At 45.1% G+C, this 24,624-nt stretch carries 17 protein-coding genes; 10 read left to right on the forward strand and 7 right to left on the reverse strand.

Annotation, left to right across the window (positions count from 1 at the left end):
* Window positions 1-591: 591 nt before the first annotated feature.
* From BZA03_RS17890 to BZA03_RS17910, 6 genes are all read left to right on the forward strand, one after another.
* Window positions 592-1,944 carry an alkaline phosphatase PhoX gene (locus tag BZA03_RS17890; RefSeq protein WP_110289483.1) on the forward strand — a complete coding sequence of 451 codons (1,353 nt, stop codon included), beginning with the start codon at window positions 592-594 and terminating at the stop codon, window positions 1,942-1,944.
* 273 nt (window positions 1,945-2,217) lie between these two features.
* Window positions 2,218-2,394 (forward strand): hypothetical protein, encoded by a 177-nt coding sequence (locus tag BZA03_RS20435; protein ID WP_155279885.1) that lies wholly within the window; start codon window positions 2,218-2,220, stop codon window positions 2,392-2,394.
* A gap of 56 nt (window positions 2,395-2,450) precedes the next feature.
* Window positions 2,451-4,007: a catalase gene (locus BZA03_RS17895; RefSeq protein ID WP_110289561.1), complete on the forward strand. Its 1,557-nt coding sequence runs from the start codon at window positions 2,451-2,453 to the stop codon at window positions 4,005-4,007.
* Between the two features lie 150 nt (window positions 4,008-4,157).
* The gene (locus tag BZA03_RS17900; protein ID WP_014950839.1) at window positions 4,158-4,775 is read left to right on the forward strand and encodes an ankyrin repeat domain-containing protein; all 618 of its coding nucleotides are present in this window, start codon (window positions 4,158-4,160) and stop codon (window positions 4,773-4,775) included.
* A 108-nt stretch (window positions 4,776-4,883) separates the two neighbouring features.
* Window positions 4,884-5,426 (forward strand): hypothetical protein, encoded by a 543-nt coding sequence (locus tag BZA03_RS17905; RefSeq protein WP_014977495.1) that lies wholly within the window; start codon window positions 4,884-4,886, stop codon window positions 5,424-5,426.
* A 223-nt stretch (window positions 5,427-5,649) separates the two neighbouring features.
* Window positions 5,650-8,097 carry a S8 family serine peptidase gene (locus BZA03_RS17910; protein ID WP_110289484.1) on the forward strand — a complete coding sequence of 816 codons (2,448 nt, stop codon included), beginning with the start codon at window positions 5,650-5,652 and terminating at the stop codon, window positions 8,095-8,097.
* Between the two features lie 255 nt (window positions 8,098-8,352).
* Here BZA03_RS17910 and BZA03_RS17915 read toward each other — a convergent pair whose 3' ends face one another.
* The 6 genes from BZA03_RS17915 to BZA03_RS17940 form a co-directional block, all read right to left on the reverse strand.
* A complete protein-coding gene (locus BZA03_RS17915) occupies window positions 8,353-8,982 on the reverse strand; it encodes a response regulator transcription factor (RefSeq protein WP_014977493.1) in 630 nt (209 codons plus the stop codon).
* A complete protein-coding gene (locus BZA03_RS17920; RefSeq protein ID WP_110289485.1) occupies window positions 8,979-9,668 on the reverse strand; it encodes a sensor histidine kinase in 690 nt (229 codons plus the stop codon). The genes BZA03_RS17915 and BZA03_RS17920 overlap by 4 nt, the downstream gene beginning before the upstream one ends.
* A complete protein-coding gene (locus tag BZA03_RS17925; protein WP_110289486.1) occupies window positions 9,661-12,819 on the reverse strand; it encodes a serine/threonine-protein kinase in 3,159 nt (1,052 codons plus the stop codon). The genes BZA03_RS17920 and BZA03_RS17925 overlap by 8 nt, the downstream gene beginning before the upstream one ends.
* A 79-nt stretch (window positions 12,820-12,898) precedes the next feature.
* Window positions 12,899-13,738, reverse strand: a complete 840-nt coding sequence (locus BZA03_RS17930) for a GAF domain-containing protein (RefSeq protein ID WP_110289487.1) — start codon at window positions 13,736-13,738, stop codon at window positions 12,899-12,901.
* A 154-nt stretch (window positions 13,739-13,892) separates the two neighbouring features.
* Window positions 13,893-14,738 (reverse strand): DUF6689 family protein, encoded by an 846-nt coding sequence (locus tag BZA03_RS17935; protein ID WP_014977490.1) that lies wholly within the window; start codon window positions 14,736-14,738, stop codon window positions 13,893-13,895.
* Between the two features lie 92 nt (window positions 14,739-14,830).
* On the reverse strand, window positions 14,831-17,308 hold the full coding sequence (locus BZA03_RS17940) for a S8 family serine peptidase (RefSeq protein ID WP_110289488.1): 2,478 nt from the start codon (window positions 17,306-17,308) through the stop codon (window positions 14,831-14,833).
* Between the two features lie 393 nt (window positions 17,309-17,701).
* Here BZA03_RS17940 and BZA03_RS17945 point away from each other — a divergent pair, with 393 nt between their 5' ends.
* The 3 genes from BZA03_RS17945 to BZA03_RS17955 all read left to right on the forward strand — a co-directional run bounded on the left by BZA03_RS17945 (window position 17,702) and on the right by BZA03_RS17955 (window position 21,160).
* The gene (locus tag BZA03_RS17945) at window positions 17,702-18,760 is read left to right on the forward strand and encodes a chemotaxis protein (RefSeq protein WP_110289489.1); all 1,059 of its coding nucleotides are present in this window, start codon (window positions 17,702-17,704) and stop codon (window positions 18,758-18,760) included.
* 82 nt (window positions 18,761-18,842) lie between these two features.
* A complete protein-coding gene (locus tag BZA03_RS17950) occupies window positions 18,843-19,895 on the forward strand; it encodes an aldo/keto reductase (RefSeq protein WP_014950828.1) in 1,053 nt (350 codons plus the stop codon).
* Between the two features lie 110 nt (window positions 19,896-20,005).
* Window positions 20,006-21,160 (forward strand): Na/Pi symporter, encoded by a 1,155-nt coding sequence (locus BZA03_RS17955; protein WP_014977486.1) that lies wholly within the window; start codon window positions 20,006-20,008, stop codon window positions 21,158-21,160.
* 93 nt (window positions 21,161-21,253) lie between these two features.
* Here the strand turns inward: BZA03_RS17955 and BZA03_RS17960 are convergent, their stop codons facing one another.
* A complete protein-coding gene (locus tag BZA03_RS17960) occupies window positions 21,254-22,417 on the reverse strand; it encodes a DcaP family trimeric outer membrane transporter (protein ID WP_110289490.1) in 1,164 nt (387 codons plus the stop codon).
* Between the two features lie 244 nt (window positions 22,418-22,661).
* Between BZA03_RS17960 and acs the strand changes: the two genes are divergently transcribed.
* Window positions 22,662-24,608 carry an acetate--CoA ligase gene (gene acs / locus BZA03_RS17965; RefSeq protein ID WP_110289491.1) on the forward strand — a complete coding sequence of 649 codons (1,947 nt, stop codon included), beginning with the start codon at window positions 22,662-22,664 and terminating at the stop codon, window positions 24,606-24,608.
* The last annotated feature ends 16 nt before the right edge of the window (window positions 24,609-24,624 follow it).

A 24,624-nucleotide genomic window follows, 5' to 3' on the forward strand; every position in this document is an offset into this window, starting at 1 on the left:
TCGTACAGTAGGTGCTGGTGTTGTATCTAAGATCCTAGACTAATCTAGACTTAGCAACACAAGCCAAAAAAAGCGCACTTAGGTGCGCTTTTTTTATGCCTGCGATTTGAAAAATCGGAAGTGAAGCCCCATCAAAAACACGCCGTAAAGCCATCCATGGCGGCTTCGCAGCAGCATCCCTGCTGCTGAGAGTTTTTGATGGGGCTTCACTCCCTCCGCAATCTGTATACCAGAAAGCTTTGGAGAGAGGAGGGAGCTCGCCGTAAACCCATCCTTGTTTTTAAGTAAGAGCTCCGACACCGCGTCCCTGCGGTGTAGGGTTTCAGAGGGCACAACAATCACTCCCTTCTCGAAGCATATCAAAACATTTGAGGGGGAGAAGAAGTAACACGCCGCGAACCCATCCCCGCTTTTATGTAAGAGTTCCTGAATCGCACCATGCGTTGTCGGAATTAAAAAGGCTCAGCATTCACTCCCTTCTATCGGTATAAGATAAGCACGAAGCGAAGAAGTGGAAATTTAACGCCTTTGTTGTGATACTGTAACAATTAGAGGGTACTATGCTCTGTTTATCAGTTTTGCGAGATTTTCATGATTACACGACGCCAGTTTTTAGTGGGTTCTTTGGCATTTGGTGGCCTAGCTAGCAGTGCTTTTGGTAAAAAGTTGGATTTGGCGTCTATGCCGATTAGTGAAGGCTATGGTGCACTAATCGCCGACCCTCAAAAGCTGCTCGATTTACCTAAAGGCTTTAGCTATAAGGTTATATCAAGCCTTGGAAATAACATGTCTGATGGTATGCATGTACCTGACAGAGCGGATGGCATGGGGTGTCTTCCTATAGAAGGTACTAGCGACAAAGTTGCGCTAATACGTAACCACGAACTGCACCCCAAACACTTAAGTGCTCAGCCACAGTCTATTCAAAAGTATACCAGCGAGTTGGCCTACGACAACTATCATAGTGGGGTTGCTTTACCAGGCGGCACCACAACCATGGTGTATAACCTTACCACCCAAACGGTAGAGCGAGAGTTTATCAGTCTTGTTGGAACGGTAAGAAACTGCTCGGGCGGCATTACACCTTGGGGCACGTGGCTAACGTGTGAAGAGTCCGTAGACCGACCTCATGGCCCGAACGGCGATGTGGTAAGCAAAGATCACGGCTACATATTTGAAGTACCTGCAAATGCTGACTCACTCATTGAAGCTAAACCACTTAAAGCAATGGGGCGCTTTAACCATGAAGCGGCATGTGTTGACCCCAAAACAGGCATTGTTTACCTGACTGAAGATCAGGGTGACAGCTTGCTATATCGCTTTGTACCTAACGAGTACGCTAACTTGGCAGCTGGCGGCCAATTAGAAGCCCTGGTAGTAAAAAATAAACCTCAGTTTGATACACGTAACTGGAGTTCCACAACTATGCCATTGGCGACGTGGTTCGACGTTGAGTGGATAGCATTAGACAACCCAGAAAGCCCGAACGATGACTTACGCGCTAGAGGATATGAGAAAGGTGCTGCCTTATTCGCTCGCGGTGAAGGTATACATTGGGGTGAAAATGAGCTTTATTTTTGCTGTACTAATGGTGGCCAAAAGCAGCTCGGTCAGGTGATGAAACTTGTTCCTTCTGCAGATGGTAAACAGGACAAGCTTCAGCTATTTTTAGAAAGTGAAGACAAGAACTTATATAATTTTGGCGATAACCTAACCGTATGTCCAAACGGGCATCTATTGGTGTGCGAAGACCAATATACCGACATTGTTGATAATCATTTACGCGGTGTTACACCAAATGGAGAAGTGTATAACTTTGCAAAGCTCCATGCGCAAACTGAACTTGCCGGCGCGTGTTTCTCGCCCGACGGCAATACGCTTTTCGTGAATATTTACTCTCCAACGAAGACCTTAGCTATAACCGGGCCATGGCTTGAAGGTTAGAGATCAGAGGTTGGAGACCAGATATTACGGTTATCTAGAAAACTGGCGTCATTTATTCTCATTACTTTAAAATGGCGCCGTTATCCCCCAAGTGTGAACTGCAAATTTCTATCAACCTTTCTTTCGTCACGCGTCATTTACTTACTTTCATACCTTTTCTCAATTAGCTAGCATCTTTACAATCAAATAAATTAATTATTTGAATCGTTTTAACCCGTTTTAATAGTTTTGTTCAATTAATGATAATGCTCTCAACTTAAGAAGGAGAGCCAAATGAGCGCACTATTAAAAAAGCTAACAACGGCGAATAGCCACCGTGTTTCCTCCACAACTAATCAACCCATTCGAACGCAATGCAATTACGCTGATAACTATTATGGCGACCAAGTTTGCGTAGAAGTCAAAGCCCCTAAACCTCGTACCAACCTTCATGTGGGAGTACAGCTGTGAGAACCTCAATGAAATCAACGTTAACTAAGTTTGTCCTAGGCGGCGTAGCTGCCAGTATGCTTACCTTAGGCGTAAGCGCCGATACACTAACCCGTCAAAATGGTGCCCCCGTAGGCGATAATCAAAACTCGCAAACAGCAGGCCCATGGGGACCGGTTTTACTACAAGATTCGCACCTTATTGAAAAGCTAGCGGCATTTGACCGCGAGCGTATTCCTGAGCGCGTTGTTCACGCACGTGGTACAGGCGTTTACGGATATTATGAAAACCTGGTCGACCTTTCAGATGAAACACTGGCTGCGCCGTTTCAATCAGCGGGTAAAAAGACCGACGTTTTTGTTCGTTTTTCATCGGTAGTACATGGTCATCTGTCACCTGAGACGCTGCGTGACCCGCGTGGCTTTGCGGTGAAGTTTTACACCGAACAAGGTAACTGGGATCTCGTCGGTAACAACTTCCCGGTTTTCTTTATTCGCGATGCAATCAAGTTCCCAGATATGGTGCATGCATTTAAACCATCGCCGGTAACGAACAAGCAAGAGCCTAAGCGCATTTTTGATTTCTTCTCGCACGTACCAGAGTCAACGCATACGTTAACTATGCTTTTCTCTGACTACGGCACACCGGCAAGCTATCTAAATATGGATGGTTCAGGTGTACATGCTTTCAAGTTTGTTGATGACGGAGGTAATTACAAGTACGTGAAGTTCACATGGAAGTCGAACCAGCCAATAAAGAACTTTACCAATGAAGAAGCCATGAAAGTGCAGGGAATGGATATGCAGCCGCATACTACCGACATCTACACGCGAATTGGTGAAAAAGGTGAAACAGCGTCTTGGGATCTTTATTTACAAGAGCTGGAGCCAGAGCAATTGGATGATTTTGAGTTTAACCCACTTGATACCACTAAGATTTGGCCTGAATCGCTTGTGCCGGCTAAAAAGATTGGTCGTCTAGTGCTTAATCGTGTACCAGATAACTTCTTTGAAGAAACTGAACAAGCGGCATTTGCACCAAGCAATTTAATTCCTGGTATTGAGCCGTCAGAAGACAGAATGCTTCAAGGTCGTTTGTTCTCGTATGCTGATACACAGCGCTATCGCCTAGGTGTAAACGCGTACCGCATTCCGGTTAATGCGCCTAAAAACGCGGTTATTAATAACCACGAACAGCATGGTCAGCTACGCACAACGAGTACTAATCGCGATGTGAACTACCAGCCAAGTCGACGTCTTGATCTTAACGAAGATCCAGCGTTCCGTTACTCAAGCAAACCGCTTGCTGGTATGACGCAACAAATTCCGTTCTACAAAGAGCAGAACTTTAAACAAGCAGGGGAGTTTTTCAGAAAGCTAACCAAAGAAGGCCAGCAAAACCTGATTAATAACTTAGGTGGAGCACTGGCATCGGTACCTGAAGAAGAAATCCGCGTCATTATTAGTGCTTATATGTACAACGCAGATAAAGACTACGGTGCAGGTGTAGCAAAATTAGCGAAAGCACCAATGGCTAAAGTTCGTCAAACGGCGAAAGACTTAATGGAACAGCAAGCTGCACGTGCCGCTAAAGCAAAGCAAGTTGCTGAAAGCCTAACCGCACTAATGCAATAAGCTAAGTAGCGATAGGGTTGGGAGTTACATCACAGTGTTGAGTAACTCCCATTTTTCTCAAACAATTCTTCTTTAACAACCTTTCTGTAACAGCTTTACTGAAAACAGTTTTGTAGTAACCAAATTTAGATTTACCAGTAAGGGGGCACAATGTCTTTTTTAAAGCAAACACTTACGGCAGCACTGTTCGTCGTTGCCACCTTCACCAGTTTTTATACTAGTGCGGTAAGTGACGCAACCACTCAAGCTGATACTCAACAAAGTGCAACTAGGCCTAATATGGAGACCTTGAAAGCACGTTATTTTGATGCAGCGCGGGAAGGTGATAGCGCCATGCTGAGTGCGTTTTATCAAGCCGGTTTAGATGTTAATGTGGCCGATGAAAAAGGCTACACCGCACTTATTCTTGCGGCGTACCATGGGCATACCGACACCGTGAACTTTCTTATCAGCGAAGCTAATGCCAACCCATGTCAAGAAGACAACCGCGGAAACACCGCACTTATGGGGGCCATATTTAAAGGTCACGTCAGTGTAGCTAAGCAATTGGTTTTTGCCGATTGCGATATAGATGAAGAAAACGAGCAAGGCCAAACGGCGTTGATGTTCGCAAGCCTTTTCGATAGACAAGAAATTATCAATACGCTTATCGATAAAGGGGCTAACCCAGCTCACATGGATAAAGCAGGTAATTCGGTAGCGGACATCGCTCTTTCGCAAGGTAATTACGAACTAGCAAAAGTACTACGCGAACAAAACGCTAATTAAACCACGTCATATTAGATAGCATTGAATACAACTAGGGGGAACTCCCTATTTGTATTCAATGCATTAAGTTCAATACTAAGCCCATAAGAATTTAGAAGTGGGTTTACTATGAAGTCATTAATTGCCGCTGTGTTCGTTCTGTTTTCTATGCCTTCTTTCGCTGGCGTAATTACCTATGATTTCACACGATTAGTGTTAGGTGACGAAGCTGACCAAACCAGCTTAATTGGGCAAATCACCTTTGATGAAAACGAAACCCAGTTCAATATGAATACATGGCTATCGTTTTTCTTTCAGTTAAAGTTCGATAACGTCTCTTACAACATTCTAGAAGAAGACATCGCTGAATTTGCAGTAGTTGATTTAAATAATGGTGTGTTTGGTGATGAAAGCGGTGAAGGATTTGAGTTCTACATTGAAGATTCAAGCGTTCCCTACGAATTCACTATTAGCTCAGGTTTAGCCGGTCTAGGCGAAACAGACACCTGTGTTTTCTTTGACGGTGGCGACCGCTGTGCGGGTGGCTTGTTTCAAGTAGTTAAAACTGTTGAATCTAATAATGGCTCAACTCAAGTGAGTGAACCTGCTTCTTTTGCCACTGCGATGCTAATTCTGTTTGCGTTTACTTCAATGAGAAAGCGCAAACAGTAATCCTTTTTAAGTTATTGTGTTTCTGGTACCTCGTTCGTTCCCTCCAACATATCTATGTTTCTCGATAGTTGGTGTTTTTAGCCCTCCTTTTGTGAGGGCTTTTTTCTTTTTAAGTTTCTGCTTTTTCAACGCTTTTATAAATTACATCGAATAGGGGGAACTCCCCATAGTTTTGCTTCTTTGGTTGTTAAATACTCAAGGGGTACTCAAAGAGAGGTGTATTATGAAGTTCCTTAATAACAAAACAGTATTATCAGTAGCTATTGCTTGTGCCCTACCAGCGAGCATGGTGAATGCAAAAACTTTCGATAAAACATTGGCGGATGCGCTTGCGGCTTCGCCACTAGAACTACAACAAGTTATTGTTACATTTGAAGGTAAGGGACCTGCCACAACAGAACAAATTACAGCACTTGAATCGTTAGGTATCACTGGAGGTGTTAGCCTTCGTAACGTGCCTATTGTTGGTGTGTTAGCCAACAAACAGCAAGTTGAAGCGCTTTATCAACGCGATGACGTGGTGTCAGTGTGGAACAACGATCCACTAGAACTAGAAAACCATGAGTCTACCCAAATTACGGGTGTACAGGCACTACAGGCTGACCGTGACATTCGCATAAATGGCATGCCGGTATCAGGTAAAGGCATTGGTGTAGTAGTAAACGACTCGGGTGTTGACGGCACGCACGGTGATTTAGCATTCCCTGATCACGTAGTTCAAAACGTCCTAGCGCAAGTAAACTTAAACAGCTACAGCGGCATTTTACCGATTACATATCAAGAAAACGTATCTAACACCGATATTTTAGGCGGTCACGGAACGCATGTGGCAGGCACAGTAGGCGGTAATGGCGCCAAGAGCGGTGGCTTGCATGCAGGTGTAGCACCCGGTGCAGACATCATTGGTTATGGCTCGGGCGCAGGTCTATTTATTTTAGATACGATCGGTGGCTTCGACTACGCGTTAACACACCAGTTCGATTATAACATTCGTGTTATTTCTAACTCGTTCGGTAACACTGGCGATGTAGGTACAGAATTTAATCCAGATGATCCAACAAACGTTGTGACTAAAGCACTGGCAGACAACGGTATTATTACCGTGTTCTCGGCAGGTAACTCAGGCCCAGGCGAATCGACAATTACCGGTAACTTCAAAAAAGCACCTTGGGTAATTACAGTGGCTGCGGGCAACAAGCAAGGGGAGCTAGCTGACTTTAGTTCTCGCGGTGTCGATGGAAAAGGCGGACAAGCGGTTGTCGATGGTGAAGTGTTCACATGGGAAGACCGTCCTACCGTAACGGCGCCAGGAGTAGACGTTATTTCTGCTCGCGCATCACTGTCTAGCCTAGGCGGTTTGAGCGCAGCTGACGACGCGGAAATGATTGAACCGCAACACCTACCGTTTTATACCGTATCTAGCGGTACTTCAATGGCTGCGCCGCACGTGTCAGGTATTGTTGCATTAATGCTAGAAGCGAATCCAAACCTTCAGTGGGAAGATGTGAAGCGTATTCTTCAGGAAACCGCAACACCAATGGCTGGTATGGACGAGTGGGAAGTGGGCGCTGGTTATGTTAACGCTTATGCTGCGGTAACTGCAGTGCTTGACGGTGAAGAAGTATTTGGCGATACCGTGAAGAAAAATCGCGAATTTAACGCATTTGCTAATGTTGCTGAAGGCGATAGCTTTACGCTACCTACGACTTACCTACCCGTTGGTGAGTCACCTGTAGAAGAGTTTGAAGTAACGTCTGACGTATCTATGGTGGTGGCGAGCGCGTCAATTGAAACGGCAACAGCGTTCGTACTAGAAGACCCGGCAGGCAACCGTTATGGCTCTGGTATCGGCCTACCTGTTCTAGGTTCTTCTGTTGGCACAGCTGCGCCGGGTATGCCGGGTACATGGAAACTATATAGCCGCGGTATTGGCAGCATTAGTGGTGTGTCAGTTGACCCACTAGGTGTTACAAACGGTGTGGGTATCCCTGGCACTAACGATGTGAATATTCGCTTGTTAGTCACATCAGGCTATACCGGTATTGATGATGCAGTAGGTCACCCAGCTAAACCATTCATTGAATACGTAGTAGCAAATGAGCTAATGGATGCAAAAGAAAGTGGGTTTGCGCCAGACGCACCACTAACTCGAGTAGAGCTTGCTGATACGCTAGCGCTTAGTGCGAACCTTCGTCAAACCAACGACGGTAACACAGTTAACTACACCGATGTGAGTGCAGAAAATGCTGCAGCGGTAAACTCTGCCACAGCGACAGGTGCGGTGTTGGGAGATTTAGAGATGAATACGCAGCCCGTAATGCAAGCTGATGGTGACTTCTTTGGTAGCAACATGCAGGTGAGCAAAGAAGAAATGGCGTACTCAATGGTTCAAGCGTTGGGTCTTGAAGATGCAGCGCAAAACTTTGACTCTCAGAAGGTTATCGCAATTGTTCTTGGTGAAGCGGTGGAAGTTGAAGACACCGATGCGATTGCTCCTGAGTATCGCGGCTATGTTCAACAAGCACTGGCTGCAGGGCTAATGCAGGTAGAAGTAAAAGTAGAGCAAGGCCCATTTGACCTACAGCCTACGCTTAAAGCCTTCTTTAATCCACAAAATGGGGTATCAAGAGGCGAAGCCGCGTTTATCCTAACGCAATACACAGAACTTTAGTCCTTTGAGGCGAGGGCCGGTTGTAACATTCAAAACACGCGGTAAACCCATCCATGGGCGCTCCACAGCAGCATCCCTGCTGCTGAGGGTTTTGAATGCCACAACCGGCCCTCACACACTTTTTAGAGAGGGGTGGCTGAAGTAAGGCCCCTCTTTTTTGTTTAGGGCTTTAATTACCGCAACCAGCATTCGCTGAAAATGGAATATGGAAAGAGGGGGAATGGAAAAGAGTTCTACGCTGAGAATAAATCCCAACTATTCTAACAAACCTGCTTTTCCTGCCATTCTGATAAGTTCTGCCGAACTGCTTAAATTAAGCTTCTTATAAATATTACTGCGGTGATTTTCTGCAGTTTTAAGGCTCATATCTAATAGCTCAGCAATCTTCTTACTGGTGTTGCCTGCAGCAACTAAGAAAAAAACTTCTCGCTCTCTTCTAGTTAATACGCTTAGCGGCGATACGTGCTTTTGGCATTGATCGCTAGATGACTGGGTTAGTTCATCGGGAAAACAGGTTTTGTTTGCGGCCACTTTCTTGATGGCTTCAACCAAGCTTTCACCGGAAGATTCTTTTAATATGTAGCCTTTAGCGCCTGCGTCGCGCATGGCTTCAATGTATTCCACTTCGTTGTGCATAGACAGCACAAGAATTTTCGCGTCACTGCGCTGAGATAGAATTTTATCAATAGCGACCAGACCACTCATACGTGGCATCGAAATGTCCATTAAAATAACATCTGGCGAGAGCTTTAACACAGCAGCGATTAGCGCGACACCATCGTCGCATTCTCCCACTACGCTGATATCTGGGTTGGCATTTAGCATTTGAGACACGCCTTGACGCATAAGCACATGGTCATCGGCAAGCACTACACGAATTGTCATACGGGTACCGTTACTGTTGTTCTGGTGCCTTGCCCTACTGCAGAGTCTATTTCCAGTGTCGCATTGAACGCTTCTGCTCTGTCGCGAATACTAGAAAGGCCAATGCCGGGCTCTATGGCTTTACTATCAAACCCTACACCATTATCAAGAATATCCAAACGAATAACGTGATGATGGTAAGAAATTGATAAAGTAAGGTTGGTGGCCTCACTGTGTTTTATAGCATTAACCAGCGTTTCTTGCGCAATTCTAAATAATAATGTGCTTATATCTTTGGGCAGATCAGGTGGTATGGTAATCTCGGTGTGATATTCAATATCTTCACCACTAAGCAAATTTCTACAAAGCCAGTTAAGTGCTGGTTTAAGACCTAAGTCATCAAGGATTGTTGGGCTCATTAGCCGCGATAATTGTCTGACATCATTTAACGCCATTTCAGCGATGCCGTGTAGTGCTTCAAGCTCAGGCGAAGAGGTTGATAATGCTTGCAGTCTTCGTGTCAGCCCTGTGAGCAGCTGACCAATCCCATCATGTAATTCACGAGAAAGCTTCGCTTTTTCTGATTCTTGTTGAGCCCACAATCGTTTTGCGAGCTGTTGCAAAACCTCTTGATCGGCATCTAATCGAGCCTGAAGTGTCGCCTGTAACGCTTTAATGTTCTCTATCTCGGTGGCCAAGTCAGTCAAAATAGGCGTTCCTGTATTCTCCAACCTGTTGCTCAGGTAATTGAGATAGCCATTTGGATGTTAAGTCATCCACCGTGTCTTCTTTACCTGGAATGGCGCGATAGTAAAGGTGGTTACGCCAGTAGTTAGGATATAACGCTAATTTTTGCTTTAACTTTTCGATGGACTCTTCATCACCTAGTGACGCCTTTACGTATAGCCACTGCAGGTAAGGCTGGTAGTAGGTTGGTTTAATGAGCGAGCTAAGCTTCTCCATGGCGCTGCTATTTTCATTCAAAGAAAGTCGCTGCTGTATGTCGAGCAGAATTTTAATTTCAGTGATGACCGGCACGTTGGTGTTATCGACAAGTGTAGTGTAGATCTCGTCTCGTTCGTTATTTAGTGTGCCTTTATGATGCTTCAATCCCAATGTTAACCATTGATAAACGGCAAATTGCTCGTGGCGCTCTTCGCTAATGGTAGGCGTCACGGTTTCAAGACTGTTTTCTAGGCATAACCAGTTTGCGGTAAGTAAACACATCTCTCCCTGCCATAGTAATACCTCGGTTTGGGCTCTGACATCTTCAGAAGCCTGAGCTAAGCGCCTTGCGTCAGCGGCGTGCTGCGTGGCTTCAGTCAAATTTCCGTTTGCAAAGTTTAAGTAGCTGAATAGCAGGTGGTTATAAAGCTTTTCTTGATTGTGCTGTGTACCGAGTCGTTGCTCGACAGTGGTTAAATAATTGGTGGCGGTATTCTTGTCCCCTTTTACCAAACTCAACTGTGCAAGATTTTGATGGGTTCGAAGTAAGTGAGACTCGTCCCCATTTCTTTCAAATAGCATTTTCGCCTGCTGCCAGTAAATCTCAGCAAGAGAGATATCTCCAATTAGAAAATGCATATAGGCCACATTGCTCATACTTTGCGGCTGAAGCACCTTGTCATCGGTTTGCACACGAATATCAAGACCGCGTTTGTAGTACTCTAACGCTCTTGCGAACTGGCCTCGCTCTTCAAACATAAAACCTAGTGTATCGTTTACATGGGCTTCTTGTGCCAAGTCACCTAAATCGTGGAGTAGTTTTACCGCTTCTTCTAATGACGCCTCTGCAGTGGCATAGTCGCCCGTAAGAGATGTGGCAATGGCGAGGTTGGCTAAGGTTTTAGCCCGCTGAGAGGGCTGCGTTTTTGCATCACGCAATGCCAGTGCGTCTTTAAAATACTGCGCTGCAGCCGCATTGTCAGCTGTACGTAGGTAAGCAATACCAAAAGCGTTAAGTACTAAACTCTCGCCTCGGGGATCTTTTGCTTGACGAAACGCTACGAGTGCTCGAGTTAATGAGTCGCTGGTGGCAGTTTCAATGTCCCCATTAATAATTTGCAGACGAGCAAGTTCAAACCAAAGTTGTCCATTATTGGGGCGAAGGACTAAAGCAGCTTTATAGTCGGACATTGCTTTGGCATCTTCGCCAGCCCACTGATATATGTCTGCACGCATCGACAGCAAGTCTGGTCTGTCAGGGAACTGAGAAACAAGCGCATCTATTGATTGTTGAGCAAGAGACAGATCTTCGTTTAGCTCTGCTCTTAATAGCTCGCCCTGTAAACGCCAATACACTGCCAAGTCAGAGAGTTGGAATAAAGTTTCTACCGCTTGCCTGGCACCGTCATAGTCGCCCGTATTTAAATCGTTTCGAGCCTTTGCCACCCATCCACCCGGATAGTCCGGTGTGGTTGCTATAATCGCCTCAACGGTGTCTGCGCTATTTAACGCTTCTCCTTTTTGCCAAGCGGTATCCAAGGCATCAAGGTAGCGTAAGTCAGGAAGTGGTTGGGGCGATTGCGTTTCGATGGCGTCAAATAACGATTGAATGAGCTTGTTAGCAAATACACTTAAATCATCTGACAGGGTGTTTGCATTTACATTATGCGACACGGTAAAAATAGGTTTGTTAGCGGGCATACTAAGTACGCTGGCGTGAAGTAAGTAACTATCGCTACTGGTAGGCGTAGCATCAAGTAATAATACGCTGTTTACCGACGTGGAAGCCGCTAAGTCTACTCTGTCATTGTCGTTATTAAATGGGGATAACGCTAAGTTTGACATCAATGTTTGGGTTTGCGCTTTATCATCTAAAACAATGTGAGGATGAGTAGACAGGGGATAGCGCAGTAACGTGTTTATCGTATCTAAAAGTGGATATTGAGGGTCATTGAGTACGAGTAGCTGAATAGGAGTATCAGAGGGCAGTCTGGGTTGCGTTTTTTGATACCAAGAGTAAGAAAAAATGCTGGCGCTAATCACAAGTACCAATATGGCAATGGCGGAAAAGGTGACAAGGGTTTTGTAAGTTACATTAGCACTGCCGTTATCGCCTGATGAGCTAATGTTAAGCGCTTGCTCCAAAGAGAGTCTCTTCGCTGGCAAATGGTGTGTTAATTGATCAATACAAGCTTTGCGTTTTTTCGTCCACAGGTATTGAGAAAAGCCCAGTCCTTCCTTTTGTACACAGCCCAGCATATCTTCTAACACTCTTCCTAAGCTGTAGGTGTCAGAGTGTTCGCTCGCTTTCCCAGTCTGGATGACTTCAGGAGCGGTATAGCGTTGGTGTCCGCTCGTTTGAACGCCAGATGCAGCGCTCTGCCCAATTCCAAAGTCGATCAGTTTAATGTCTTCATTGTGATCAAGAAGGATATTGTCTGGCTTTATATCGCCATGTTTAATGCCTATCGATTTACAGGCCAACAGTGCCTCAACGAGCTGTTGCTGCCACTTGTCGAAATCGGCTTTGCTGATAGGTTGTTGAATGCGTGTATACAGAGGATCGCCTTCAATAAACGCCATTGTAAAAAAGGCGGTATCTCCATCAGAGAAAACGTCATGAACACGGATGATATTAGGATGCTGTAGTTGCCTAGCAATGTTGACTTCATTGCGGATGGTTTGCATTTTAACCGGGTCGCTGGCGCCACCCTCAATGACCTTAAGTGCAACTTTCACATCAAGTAATTCATCGATGGCGCTGAAAACGGTGGCCTGAGCACCTGAGCCAAGTTGTTCAACAATTCGAAACCGGTTAGCTAGACGGGAATTTGGCGCAATAGAAGTCCCTAAAGCTAGCGCCTCAGTTTTAAGAGAATTGTTTTGCGACGAGAATACATCGGGCCTGTTCAAAGCCTTCTCCACACTTCACTAACCACTACAGCGACGCAATCGAATAGACGAATTGCGTCACTAAATTGTTATTTTTATTTTAGCTTATAAGTGAAAGTTTATGCTCAATTGTGTGGAATAACAAACGCATCGAAATCATATTCGCTAAAGAGGTGGCAAAATCTATGTCCGTTTGGGTAAAGTAACGGCGTCCCAGCGTCGAGTCTGCGTACAATACGCCAACGGGCTTTTCATCAATACAAACAGGTACACAGATGGCAGCCTGAATGCCGTGACTGATTATACTATGCTGCTTGTTTAACGATTTGTCGCAAACAATATTGCCAATGGCACGAACAGCGTTAGCTTGCATGCACTGGTTGATGATAGTACGGCTACCGGTAAAGTCCTCACCTTGCATCCAGCTTTCATAGCCTATCCCGAGTTGATAGTTATTTATCTTATCAAACAAAATGAGTGATGCCCGTTCACACCCTAATGATTGGGTTAAACATTCTCTGGCAAGGTTAATAAGAGCAGTACTGCTATTACACTGTTGAAGCTGCGTTTGGTACTGCTTTAGTTGTTGCTTTCTCCACTCTCGTTGGCTGTCAAGTTTGACCACATTATTGAACGCAAGGGGAGTAAATTCACAGGGTACTGGACCAAGCTGTAATACATGGGGTTTGTCTAGCGTCAGGTGCTTTATTTGAATTCCCGCACTGAAGCACCCTGTAGAACTCATGTCATTTAGCTGCCAAACGTGATCGTTGTCAGCTTGTTTGTTTGCTCGTAATACAATATGAGAGCGAGAAACTTGGGGATGGGGAATAACGATGTCCGCGCTTTCAGCGCGGCCGACCTGATACTCGCGACCTTCAAAAAGCAAGTGCTCACTTACGCTTCCGTTATTTTCTGTAAAGGCTATCTGTAACGGCATGGCATATTCCTCGTCGCGTCACTGGTGCCATCTCCTCCCATCTGTTTGTATAAAATTACACAAATAAGAGAGTTTCTTGCTTATCAGTGACGCCAAACGCCGGTTTAATTGCTCTGGTTTCGACGCAATTAAACGTTTCAGTCTCTAGCTTGATTTACAATGTTCTTAAGCTAAAGCGTAATGTTTGTAGCTGAGTAAGTAGTAAACCTTTCACGTTCACAACGTCACCACTTGAGCGCCATACATCTGCAATTTCATTGCCAGACGCATTATCAATAAGCGATATAAGGCTATCTACAGCAGCCAGTGCCGCATCGTCATCGTTTACCGCCAATGCCGATTGGACATCGTTTATTCCGCTGTCTATGGCTGCCTCTAATAGCGCAGCAATTTTATTGCGATTGCCATTTACGATCGTGCTTAAAGAAGCAACTTTGTCATTGATAACAGAACCTGATGGGCGATTATCTAATAAGATAATAAAATCTGAAAATTGTCCTGTGCTGCCGCGTGCACGAAAACTGCCTGATGACGTTAACGTTGTTATGTCTTCAAACTCGCCACCGTCGTGAGACGTAAACAAGCGCCATGGAATGGTTGGCGTGTAGTGAATAGCTTTAGTGTAAAGCTCAACCATCGCTAAACCTTCAAATCCAAAACCGGCGTCAGCTTTCGGAGAGATTGATACAAGAACCGGAAAACCCGAAACAGCGCTTGTTAATGCTGAGGGCAGGCGGTCTGTAATGGTCAAATCTGTGGGATCAAGCAGCTCAGCGGTAATGTCAATGTTGTTAGCATTAAGGCCAATACTGTTTTCGAACTCTACAGTTAAATCTACTTCAATTAAGCTGCTTAGCGTCAGTTTGGCCTGAATCTTATTGTCGTCGACAGTGAGAGTTGCAGGCGTGACTACCTGTGCTTGTGCAGTGGAAAACAAAAGTAGAGCTGTGGTGGCAACAACGGTAGTAAGTTGTCTGAATTTCATCGCAGTAAACATCATAGGATGACCTCTTTCAGTATTGGTTAAAATTTAACCTAAAATGGTGCCATTATCAATTAATATAATGGCACCGTTTTCAGTGGTTTGCGATTTTATTCGAAATACTGAGCAAAGAAGCGCGAAGCCAATACAGCGTAATGCGCTCTGGTTATAACCGTATCTGGCGCGAAGCTCGCAGTGATTCTAGGCGTGATGCTGAATGGACTTTGCTCTACACCAAACTCTGCGTTAATCAACGACAAGGTAAGTGCTAACTGAACGTAGCCTTTCATATCAGCCGGAATACTGTCTTGATCTTCTAGCACAATTTGCTCACCGTTATAGTCAACAACGATGTCGGCGTTAGGGTCAAAACTAAGTGCTGCTTCTTCCAAGCCAAGCATCTGTACCAGTGAGTAAGCGATATCTAGCTTAGTAACACTAGCGAACGGGTCAGCACTACCATTTTCGCTGCGAAGTACAGGAGACTGTGTACGAAGCTTATCTTTAAGTGCGCCACCTTTAACCATTACTGATTCAACGAACGCTTTGTCAAAACCAGGTACTGAACCAATATTAGGACGTTCTTCATTCAAAAGGTCACGGTACTGTCTAACGGCTCCACCCATTACCGCATAGCGCGCAAAGTCCTTGCGTTTAAGGCGCGCATCAGGTGAGAAGCCTCGACTATTGATGGCGTCCATTAAGCGCTCACTTACCGCAAACTCTATGGCGTTTTGTTGAGGGTGACCTTCTACGTCGTCCATACCTTCAAAGCCGCCGCTATTTTCGAACGACACTGTTACGTTAAATGTTTCAGGTAAACCTGGGCCGTTAGTTAAACCTAATGGGTCAGCTTCTACACCAGAGAGTGATGTTAAACCATAAACATATACGCCCCACGTACCAGGCATGGCTGGTGCAGCAACACGCATGGTGGTAGAAAGTACTGGCGTAGTTAAGTTACCGCGATATTCAGTGCCGTCAGGGGCTACAAGAACAAGCTTGGTTAAGTTTGCAAAACTATCGGCAGACGCTTTAATAAGTACCTCTTCTGAACCTACTTCAAAAGGAATAACTTCAGGCTCTCCTACCGGTGAATAAAAAACATCGAAGTTTTCTACTCGATCGCTGGTGGTTACAAGTGCATTTGCCTTAAAGCTTTTACCATCTAAGTTATTAACCGTGACTTTATGGTCCATATCTTCAAGTAGGGCAGCAGCAACTGCTGAACGTGCATTAACGTAACCCGCTCCGACTTCCCAGCGCTCATAACCAGGCATGTTAGTGGCTGTCTCTTGCAGCAAGCGCTTAATGGTCGCGTTATCAAGATTCGGGTTCGCTTCCAGCATCAATGCGATAATGCCTGAAACATGCGGTGTCGCCATAGATGTGCCAGAAATCATGGTGTAGAAAGGAAGGTTCTGAGGTTCAATTGCATCTATGTCTGCGTCTCCACCATTCGCGGCGGCGTTCAGTACGGCGCGAGTAGAGATAATGTCCACACCTGGAGCGACAACAGAGACTTCGTTGTTATATGTCCATTGCGTGCCGTCAGGCATAGTAAAGTCGCCAGTCTCGCCTTTTAATCCGCGAGATGAAAAGCCAGCGAGTTTTCCGAACTTGTCACCCGCACCTACAGAGATACCCCAAGGAATTTGTGCATATGGGTTATGCGAGTCTTCACCAGGGCCATCGTTACCTGCTGCGAATACACTAATCATTCCCATGTTATGTGCTTTGTAACTTGCCAACGAAACAGGGCCGAGTGGTTCGTACTTGCCGCTAGAACCCCACGAGTTGCTGATAACTTTGATAGGGTTGTCGAAGGTGTATTGCTTGCTAATTGCGTAGTCGAAGCCGCCGATAGTATCTAAAAGCAGCACTGCTGCGCCTGAACCATAGCCAATGATGTCAGCATCTGGGGCTGCTCCACGGTGCTTGCCATCAGACATTACACCGCTACCCGCGATAGTACCGGCAACGTGTGTGCCGTGTCCTGAGTTTAGGTCGGTATTCACTTGGTTTGATAGTGTTGGACCCGTTACGCCAACGATAGAAAGCGCACCCGGATTCAATATTGCTTGCACGTTATCAACCACAGTATCGCCAAAGAAGTGGTCTTGGTGAGAAGCGTCAATACCCGAATCAATCACTAAAATAGTTGAGCCTTTACCAGTGAACTCAACGTTGTTTCTTGAAGCAAATCCTTCGCCCTGCAAATCAGCAACGCCTGTGATCTCACGTGCATCAGCGTTGTATAGCTTCATTTCACGGTTCGCAAAAACTGAGCGTACACCGTCGAATTGAGCAATAGCCTCAATTTGCGCCTTCGTTGCCACCACACCAATAATTGGAAGGTTCTTAAATTGCACGCCTTCTGTAATACCCAAGTTTAATAGTTGCGTAATTTGTGACTCGGCAAGTGGTGACATTTGATCGTACGTAACAACAGCCATCAGCGATTCAGCAGGGGAGAGCGACACAAGTTTCTCTGCCATTTGTGAGCCAATGTAGGCATCGGCAAGTGTGTGGGCTGACGGGCTTGCTAGCATAGCTGCAGCTAACGTAGATAGGGCGAACTTCTTCATATTCTTCTCCAAATTCTTGAGGCTGCGCTTTTTCATAGATGCTTAAGACAATCGTTTGACTTGTTGTGTCGTTAGCATTACCGAACGCGTTTATGTTGCTGAAGCGCATGGCATTCGTGCCATGTACTTAATTAAAACGCGGCGTTTTTGGATTAACGTCATCGCAGCAAAGTACGCACTAATAGTGGCCGTTTGAATTTTGTTCGAACATAGGGGTTTCACCCTAAATGTGTGACTTTTTTTGATGTAATAATGTGCAAAATTGCTACAAAGGTTTAATAAAAAATGTCACGTTAAGCACCTATAGTAATGACGTATGTTGGCGAAATTTAAACATTTATTAGTTTTTATTTATGTCTTGTTCGCTCTGTTTTCTCCCAAGAGGAGTTTGTCATGAAGTTTGATTCAATTAAGTCTCGATTGGTTTTAATGACCCTTATCTGTGTGATTGGAATGGCTATGCTGGTGATAAGTCAGCATTATTTCACTCAGCGTTTAATTGGCTTAAATCAGCAGCGAGATGCGCTACTGAGAATGGGGCAAGATTTGCTTCAGATGAGACGACACGAAAAGGATTTTTTACTTCGCCACGACACCGATTACTTTGACAAGTTTCTTCAGCAGTCGTATTCGTTCAAGGGGCGACTTACTACCCTTGTCCCCATGTTCAATGAATACCGTCTTCCTGTGGCCGATGTCGAAAGCCTGTCTGCCTCAATGGAGGCCTACAGTGGGGTATTCCAACAAGTTGTCTCGCTTCAAGAGCGAATTGGGCTCACGCAAAATGACGGGCTGAGAGGGCGTATTTCCGAGCTAGAAAAGGTACTCAACGAAGGGGCACTTTCTCAAAACCCATTATCAAGAGAGTTGTTAACCAATATTCAACTCGCCACGCGAAATTATCAAATAACCCAAGAAGGGTATTATGCGAAGTTGATGAACGAAATGACTGAGCGTTTAGTTGCTGATTACCGCAATAGTTCTGCGCTTGATGAGTCATTGATACAATATAGAGAAGCGCTGTTGCAATTAGTTGATGCGTTCACAACGTTTGGTGTAACTCACAATGAAGGCCTTCGCGGAGAGTTCAGACAAAGCGCACATAATGTGGAGACACAGCTAAAGGGTGTCGATACCGCATTGAAACCTATGATTGAACAACAAGAAGGCCAAGTGCGTATTTACAGTCTAAGTATTGCTGCGCTCACGTCTATCGTGTTAATTCTGGTATTGATCAAGAGTTTTGCGACATTTCACCGCGCTTTTGTTAACTTTCTTACTTTCTTTTATCGCTGTAAGCGTCAGTATCAAATGATTGATACGAGAAAGTTAGGGTTTGCAGAGTTAAAATCACTCGCAGAATTGGCGAATGAAATGGTCGAGTCCAAAAGAGATATTGAGGCGCGGCTAGCAAGTGTAGAAGCCGAGTTGGCCACTAAGAAAGCCTCATAACCACAGAGGGCACTTTTATTTCTTAAGCGGTCGACTCATTATTGCATCAATAAGGTATAAGCCAAGCAAGGTAGAAGCAAAAATGAAGTTTAACCGCTTAGGAAATAGCGACTTACAGGTGTCGGATGTGTGTTTGGGCACAATGACATGGGGCATTCAAAACACCCAGCAAGATGCAGACGAGCAAATGGCGTTTGCCCTGGATAAAGGCGTGAACTTTGTCGATACGGCCGAAATGTATCCTGTTCCCCCAAATGTAGATACCTATGGCGATACAGAGCGCATTATCGGTAATTGGATTTCGCGGAACGAATCAAAGCGCTCTGACATTGTTTTAATGACTAAAATTGCTGGCAGCGGTTTGAAGTACATTCGCAACGCAGGGCCCATTACAGCTGACGCTATCGCAAACGCACTCACCTATTCATTAGAGCGCTTAAAAACCGATTATATCGACGTTTACCAGCTTCATTGGCCGAATAGAGTTACACCTCATTTCGGTAAGCATTGGCCGGATGGTGCTGATCCAACCAAAACCAATCGAGAAAAAGAACTGGATGGTATGCGTGATATCCTTTTAGGCATTAAGCGCGCGCTGGATGAAGGGAAAATTAGACACTGGGGGCTGTCAGATGACACGCCTTGGGGCATTCACGCCTTTCTTACACTTTGCAAAGAGCTGGATATGCCGCTTCCAGTTTCTATCCAAAATGAGTTCAGTTTACTTCATGCGAAAGACTGGCCTTATTTAATTGAAATGTGTGAACTAGAGAACATTGCTTACCTTCCGTGGTCGCCGTTAGCAACGGGTATGTTAAGTGGTAAGTATCAGGATGGAGCCAGACCGGAAGGTAGTCGTTGGACACTAGCTCAGCGTATGGGGTTATTTAGAGATAAAGCGCCAGCGCAGGCAGCTACAGCAGAATATATGAAGATTGCAGAAAACGCAGGAATAACACCTTCGCAGCTCGCTTTGGCGTGGTGTAAGCAAGTGCCTGGTGTTACCTCAACAATTATTGGTGCTACCACTGTGCCTCAACTTAAAGAAAATATAGACGCGTTTGATATTTCACTTTCGAAGGAAACATTGGACGACATTCACAGTGTACTAAGGCAGTATCCTTTAGGCTTCTAAGCGAATTTATTTTCTTCCTAAGAATGGCGGGGTAGCACTTCACTCCCCGTCATTTTTGTGTAATACGCACGTCATATTATGAGTTTTTCAAGTATGAAGTTGTGCGTATTATGTCAATGATTGACCCTCAACTAGCCCAGAACAGCGTGCTAGAAAAAGCACATAACTGGCGTAAGTGGCTTCTTTTAGCCTTGTTAGTCTATGTGATGTTATTAGCTGTCAGCATGATTGGCAGCGGATTCAAATTTGCTACTGGCGACCACGCGAAATCTCTTTTTAGTTTTGCTTCTAATCCTGTCATGGGATTGATTATTGGTATGGTGTGTACCGCACTTATTCAGTCTTCAAGTACGGTTACCTCTATTATTGTCGGAATGGTAGCGGGTGGTTTACCCATAACTATCGCTATACCCATGATGATGGGTGCCAACATTGGGACCAGTATTACCAATACCTTGGTGAGCCTTGGTCATGTTGCAAAAAAAGATGAGTTTCAACGAGCCTTCAATGCGGCCACTATTCATGACTTCTTCAATGTACTGTCGGTACTAATTTTCTTACCTCTTGAAATGGCGTTTGGTATTTTGGAGTTCTTAAGTGCCCAATTGGTTGCGCTTATCCATACAGGTGAAGCCATCGGTGTGTCTGGTGTTAATCCTATTAAAGCGATGACGCAACCGGTAACAGACATAGTTACACAAGCATTCTCCTTTTTACCTTCTATTTATCCGGGCGTAGCGAAAATAATTCTTGGTATCGGCCTTATTATGTTTTCAATTACCTACATGGGTAAAATTATGAAATCACTTATGGTAGGCAAGGCAAAGGCGTTATTGCATACCAGCATAGGAAAAGGGCCACTCTCTGGAATAACGTCGGGTGCTGTGATGACAGTGCTAGTGCAATCCTCGTCAACCACCACATCGCTCATGGTTCCTTTGGTTGGCAGTGGAATTTTAAAAGCTAAGGATATCTATCCGTTCACATTGGGCGCAAATATAGGCACATGTATCACTGCGCTTATCGCAGCGTTGGGTGTAGTGGGGGTTAATAGTGGATTTGCACTACAAATAGCGCTTGTGCACCTGATTTATAACGTTCTGGGCGTTACGCTTATTTACGGGCTGCCTTTATTGCGCAATATTCCGCTCAATTTGTCTTATCAATTATCAGTGATAGCGGCAGAGCGGAAAATGTACGGCGCAGCTTATATCGGTGGCTTATTCTTTATTATGCCTTTGGGTATTATCTTCACTACTATGTAGCTAATGTAGCGCGCCATTCTATTTTTCTGTATGCACAAAAAAACGGCGCTGATGAGCGCAGTGCCGTTTCTCTTTTTTAACTTAGTGCATGTATTAGAATGCGTATTTTGCTGAAACTTGGAAGCGGTTCATGTCGCCTTCAAGGCCGGCTTCAATTTCACGCTTTGCGAAAGCGTATTCAGCGCCAACGGTTAGCGCTTTAGTTGGCGAGTACAAGTAGTTTACACGTGTGCTATAAGTGCTTTCAGTGGTAGCTAAACCCGTTAATGATACGTCATTGTCTGCTTCAAACGCCGAGAACATGATGCTACTGCGCGCTTTTTCGCTCCACTTGTGACGATACGCAACGCCGTAACCTGTTGAGTCTATGGCTTCAAGGTCGCCGCTTTCGGTAAGTACTGCACCATTAACTGCGTTTAGCGCAGAGTATCTGCCTAAACCTTTACCCGTGTTGAACGTGAAGCGAATATCGTCGCCATTAGACAAATTGTATTTACCGGTTACCGATACACCAAAGCTGGTTTCGTCCGCATCAATGCCAGCGGCATTATCGTAAGACAACTGTCTTAATAAGCCCGCTACTTTTACATAACCCCAGTCATACTTTGACGTATAGGCAGCTACAAAGTCTGGAACGCTGTTGTCATCACTTGTGATTCGGCCGCCGCCACCAAAAGGCGTAATGGTTGATTCTGGGTTTTCAAGGGCAAGCTGAAGGCCGCCGTTGGTATATCTCACCATAACTTGACGACCAAAGGTAATGCCGTCAGTCGTACCAACAAAGTCTAAAGATTCAGGTAAAGAACCTACGTCCATGAAAGTTGTCCATGTTTGACCTACCAACCAATTTTTGTAGGTCAGGTATGCGTGACGAACACGAGGAACGTAAGAGTTACTGATGCGCTCATCGCCGCCATCGGTCACTAAAAAGTCGAGCTCGAAAACACCGTTAATGGTATCGCCTTCAGCGGTTGGTGTTGAAGTAGCAAAGCGGAATCGCGATGTTCTAATGTGAGCATCAAATTGTGGATCTTCGTCAACGCCACCAACAGGTGTTAGTGAAGGAATATAGAAATCGCGACCTACGCTACCCGATGCAATGGTGCCATCTGAGTAGTCACTGACCATAGCGTCGACTTTAATGTAGCCTGTGAATTTCACACTTGTGTCGCCGATTGTTGCTGCTTGCGCTGCACCGGTAGATGCTGCTAGGCACAGCGCTACTGCTGTAGCCGTATTTTTTATTTTAGCTTTCATCGTGTCTGTTCCAAAAAAGTGGTTAAATAAATGTAAATTCAACGTTAACATTGCTGATTGTGTACTTATTATCTCAAAATTAAATAAGCCAATGGTCGCATAAGACTATAGTCGTAATACTTTTCTAGTAGAACCTTAGTTGTATGCTGCTAAGACCAAAGTCTCATTTTGCTTTGTGGGTGAATGGCTAGAGTGTTTCACCATACAACAAGAATTTACATCATTGATATTGGAGGCAATCTATATGACCGCCAGCAAAACTTATCCTGTGCCTGAGAACATTCTTCAGTCTACCCATTTAACCGCATCTCAATACGACGAGATGTACAAGCAATCTGTAGAGCAACCTGAAGCGTTCTGGGCTGAGCACGCATCCATGCTTGAGTGGTATCAAAAGCCAACCAAAATTAAAAACACGATGTTTGGCGAAAACGATGTGTCGATAAAATGGTTTGAAGATGGTGAGCTAAATGCCAGCTATAATTGTATTGACCGCCATCTGGCTAACAATGCCACAAAAGTTGCCTTTCACTGGGAAGGCGACTCACCAGAAGATAGCCAAGATATCACGTATCAACAAGTGCACTATGAAGTTTGTAAATTAGCGAATGCACTTAAAGAAATGGGCGTAGCAAAAGGTGATCGTGTTGCGATTTACATGCCGATGGTACCCGAGGCTGCCTACGCCATGTTAGCGTGTGCCCGAATAGGTGCAGTTCACTCAGTGATTTTCGGTGGATTTTCACCTAACGCTATTGCCGATCGTATCAACGACAGCAACGCCAAAGTCGTGATTACTGCAGATGAAGGCCGTCGTGCTGGAAGAAGTATTCCACTGAAAGCGAATGTGGATAAAGCACTGGCTGGTGATGCGTGTCCGTCTATTACTCATGTTTTAGTTCATAAGCTAACAGGAGGAGACGTAGACTGGAATGCTAAGCACGATGTGTGGTGGCATGACGCTGTTGATGGCGTGTCAGCGCAGTGTGAACCAGAGGTAATGAACGCGGAAGACCCACTGTTTATCCTCTATACATCAGGCTCTACTGGAACGCCAAAGGGTGTAGTACACACTACGGGCGGGTATCTCTTATATTCTGCGATGACCTTTAAATATGCTTTTGACTACAAAGAAGACGATGTTTATTGGTGTACCGCTGATGTAGGCTGGATCACAGGCCACAGCTACATGGTTTATGGCCCAATGGTGAACGCCGCATCACAAGTGTTCTTTGAAGGCGTACCAACTTATCCAGACGTTAAACGTATTGCTCAAGTAGTAGAAAAATACAAAGTAAATAGTTTATATACCGCACCAACTGCTATCCGCGCATTAATGGCGCACGGAGATGTTCCAACTGAAGGGTGTGATGTCTCATCGCTTCGCCTTTTGGGGACAGTAGGTGAGCCTATTAATCCTGAAGCATGGGAATGGTACCACCGCGTAATTGGTATGAGCCGTTGTCCTATTATCGATACATGGTGGCAGACAGAAACAGGTGGACACATGATCCTGCCTTTGCCTGGCGCTACGGAGTTAAAGCCTGGCTCAGCGACTCGCCCATTCTTCGGGATTCAGCCAGCGCTATTTGATGCTGACGGTAATGAGCTTGAAGGGGCAGCAGAAGGTAATCTTGTTATTAAAGACAGCTGGCCGAGCCAAGCTCGAACGGTTTATGGCGATCATCAGCGCTTTATCAACACCTACTTTAGCGCATACAAAGGTGTGTACTTCACCGGTGATGGTGCTCGTTGCGATGAAGATGGCTTTTACTGGATCACTGGTCGTGTAGATGACGTGCTAAACGTTTCTGGTCACCGTTTGGGCACCGCTGAAATCGAAAGCGCACTTGTTGCCCATCCTAAAGTAGCTGAGGCTGCCGTTGTTGGCTTCCCACATGATATCAAAGGGCAGGGTATCTACGTTTACGTAACACCAAATGAAGGGGTTGAAGCAAATGAAGCCCTTACTAAAGAGCTTAAGGCGTGGGTGCGTCAAGAGCTAAGCCCGATTGCTACACCTGATATGATCCAATGGTCTCGTGGATTACCTAAAACCCGCTCTGGTAAAATTATGCGCCGTATTTTGCGTAAGATTGCCGCCAATGAGCATGAGCAATTAGGTGACACATCAACGTTGGCGGATCCATCGGTTGTTGATACACTGATAGAGGAACGTCTAAATAAGTAGAAACTAAGGATATAGA

It is taken from the genome of Alteromonas sp. I10 (genome assembly GCF_003201515.1).
In the GTDB taxonomy this organism is placed as follows: domain Bacteria; phylum Pseudomonadota; class Gammaproteobacteria; order Enterobacterales; family Alteromonadaceae; genus Alteromonas; species Alteromonas macleodii.

Bases quoted from the DNA above. Each gene is read 5' to 3' on its own strand.
- BZA03_RS17950 (WP_014950828.1), top strand. From the start codon at position 18,843: ATGAAGTTTAACCGCTTAGGAAATAGCGACTTACAGGTGTCGGATGTG.
- BZA03_RS17890 (WP_110289483.1), top strand. From the start codon at position 592: ATGATTACACGACGCCAGTTTTTAGTGGGTTCTTTGGCATTTGGTGGC.
- BZA03_RS17900 (WP_014950839.1), top strand. From the start codon at position 4,158: ATGTCTTTTTTAAAGCAAACACTTACGGCAGCACTGTTCGTCGTTGCC.
- BZA03_RS20435 (WP_155279885.1), top strand. From the start codon at position 2,218: ATGAGCGCACTATTAAAAAAGCTAACAACGGCGAATAGCCACCGTGTT.
- BZA03_RS17930 (WP_110289487.1), bottom strand. From the start codon at position 13,738: ATGCCGTTACAGATAGCCTTTACAGAAAATAACGGAAGCGTAAGTGAG.
- BZA03_RS17915 (WP_014977493.1), bottom strand. From the start codon at position 8,982: ATGACAATTCGTGTAGTGCTTGCCGATGACCATGTGCTTATGCGTCAA.
- BZA03_RS17945 (WP_110289489.1), top strand. From the start codon at position 17,702: ATGAAGTTTGATTCAATTAAGTCTCGATTGGTTTTAATGACCCTTATC.
- BZA03_RS17935 (WP_014977490.1), bottom strand. From the start codon at position 14,738: ATGATGTTTACTGCGATGAAATTCAGACAACTTACTACCGTTGTTGCC.
- BZA03_RS17940 (WP_110289488.1), bottom strand. From the start codon at position 17,308: ATGAAGAAGTTCGCCCTATCTACGTTAGCTGCAGCTATGCTAGCAAGC.
- BZA03_RS17895 (WP_110289561.1), top strand. From the start codon at position 2,451: ATGCTTACCTTAGGCGTAAGCGCCGATACACTAACCCGTCAAAATGGT.
- BZA03_RS17905 (WP_014977495.1), top strand. From the start codon at position 4,884: ATGAAGTCATTAATTGCCGCTGTGTTCGTTCTGTTTTCTATGCCTTCT.
- BZA03_RS17910 (WP_110289484.1), top strand. From the start codon at position 5,650: ATGAAGTTCCTTAATAACAAAACAGTATTATCAGTAGCTATTGCTTGT.
- acs (WP_110289491.1), top strand. From the start codon at position 22,662: ATGACCGCCAGCAAAACTTATCCTGTGCCTGAGAACATTCTTCAGTCT.
- BZA03_RS17955 (WP_014977486.1), top strand. From the start codon at position 20,006: ATGTCAATGATTGACCCTCAACTAGCCCAGAACAGCGTGCTAGAAAAA.
- BZA03_RS17960 (WP_110289490.1), bottom strand. From the start codon at position 22,417: ATGAAAGCTAAAATAAAAAATACGGCTACAGCAGTAGCGCTGTGCCTA.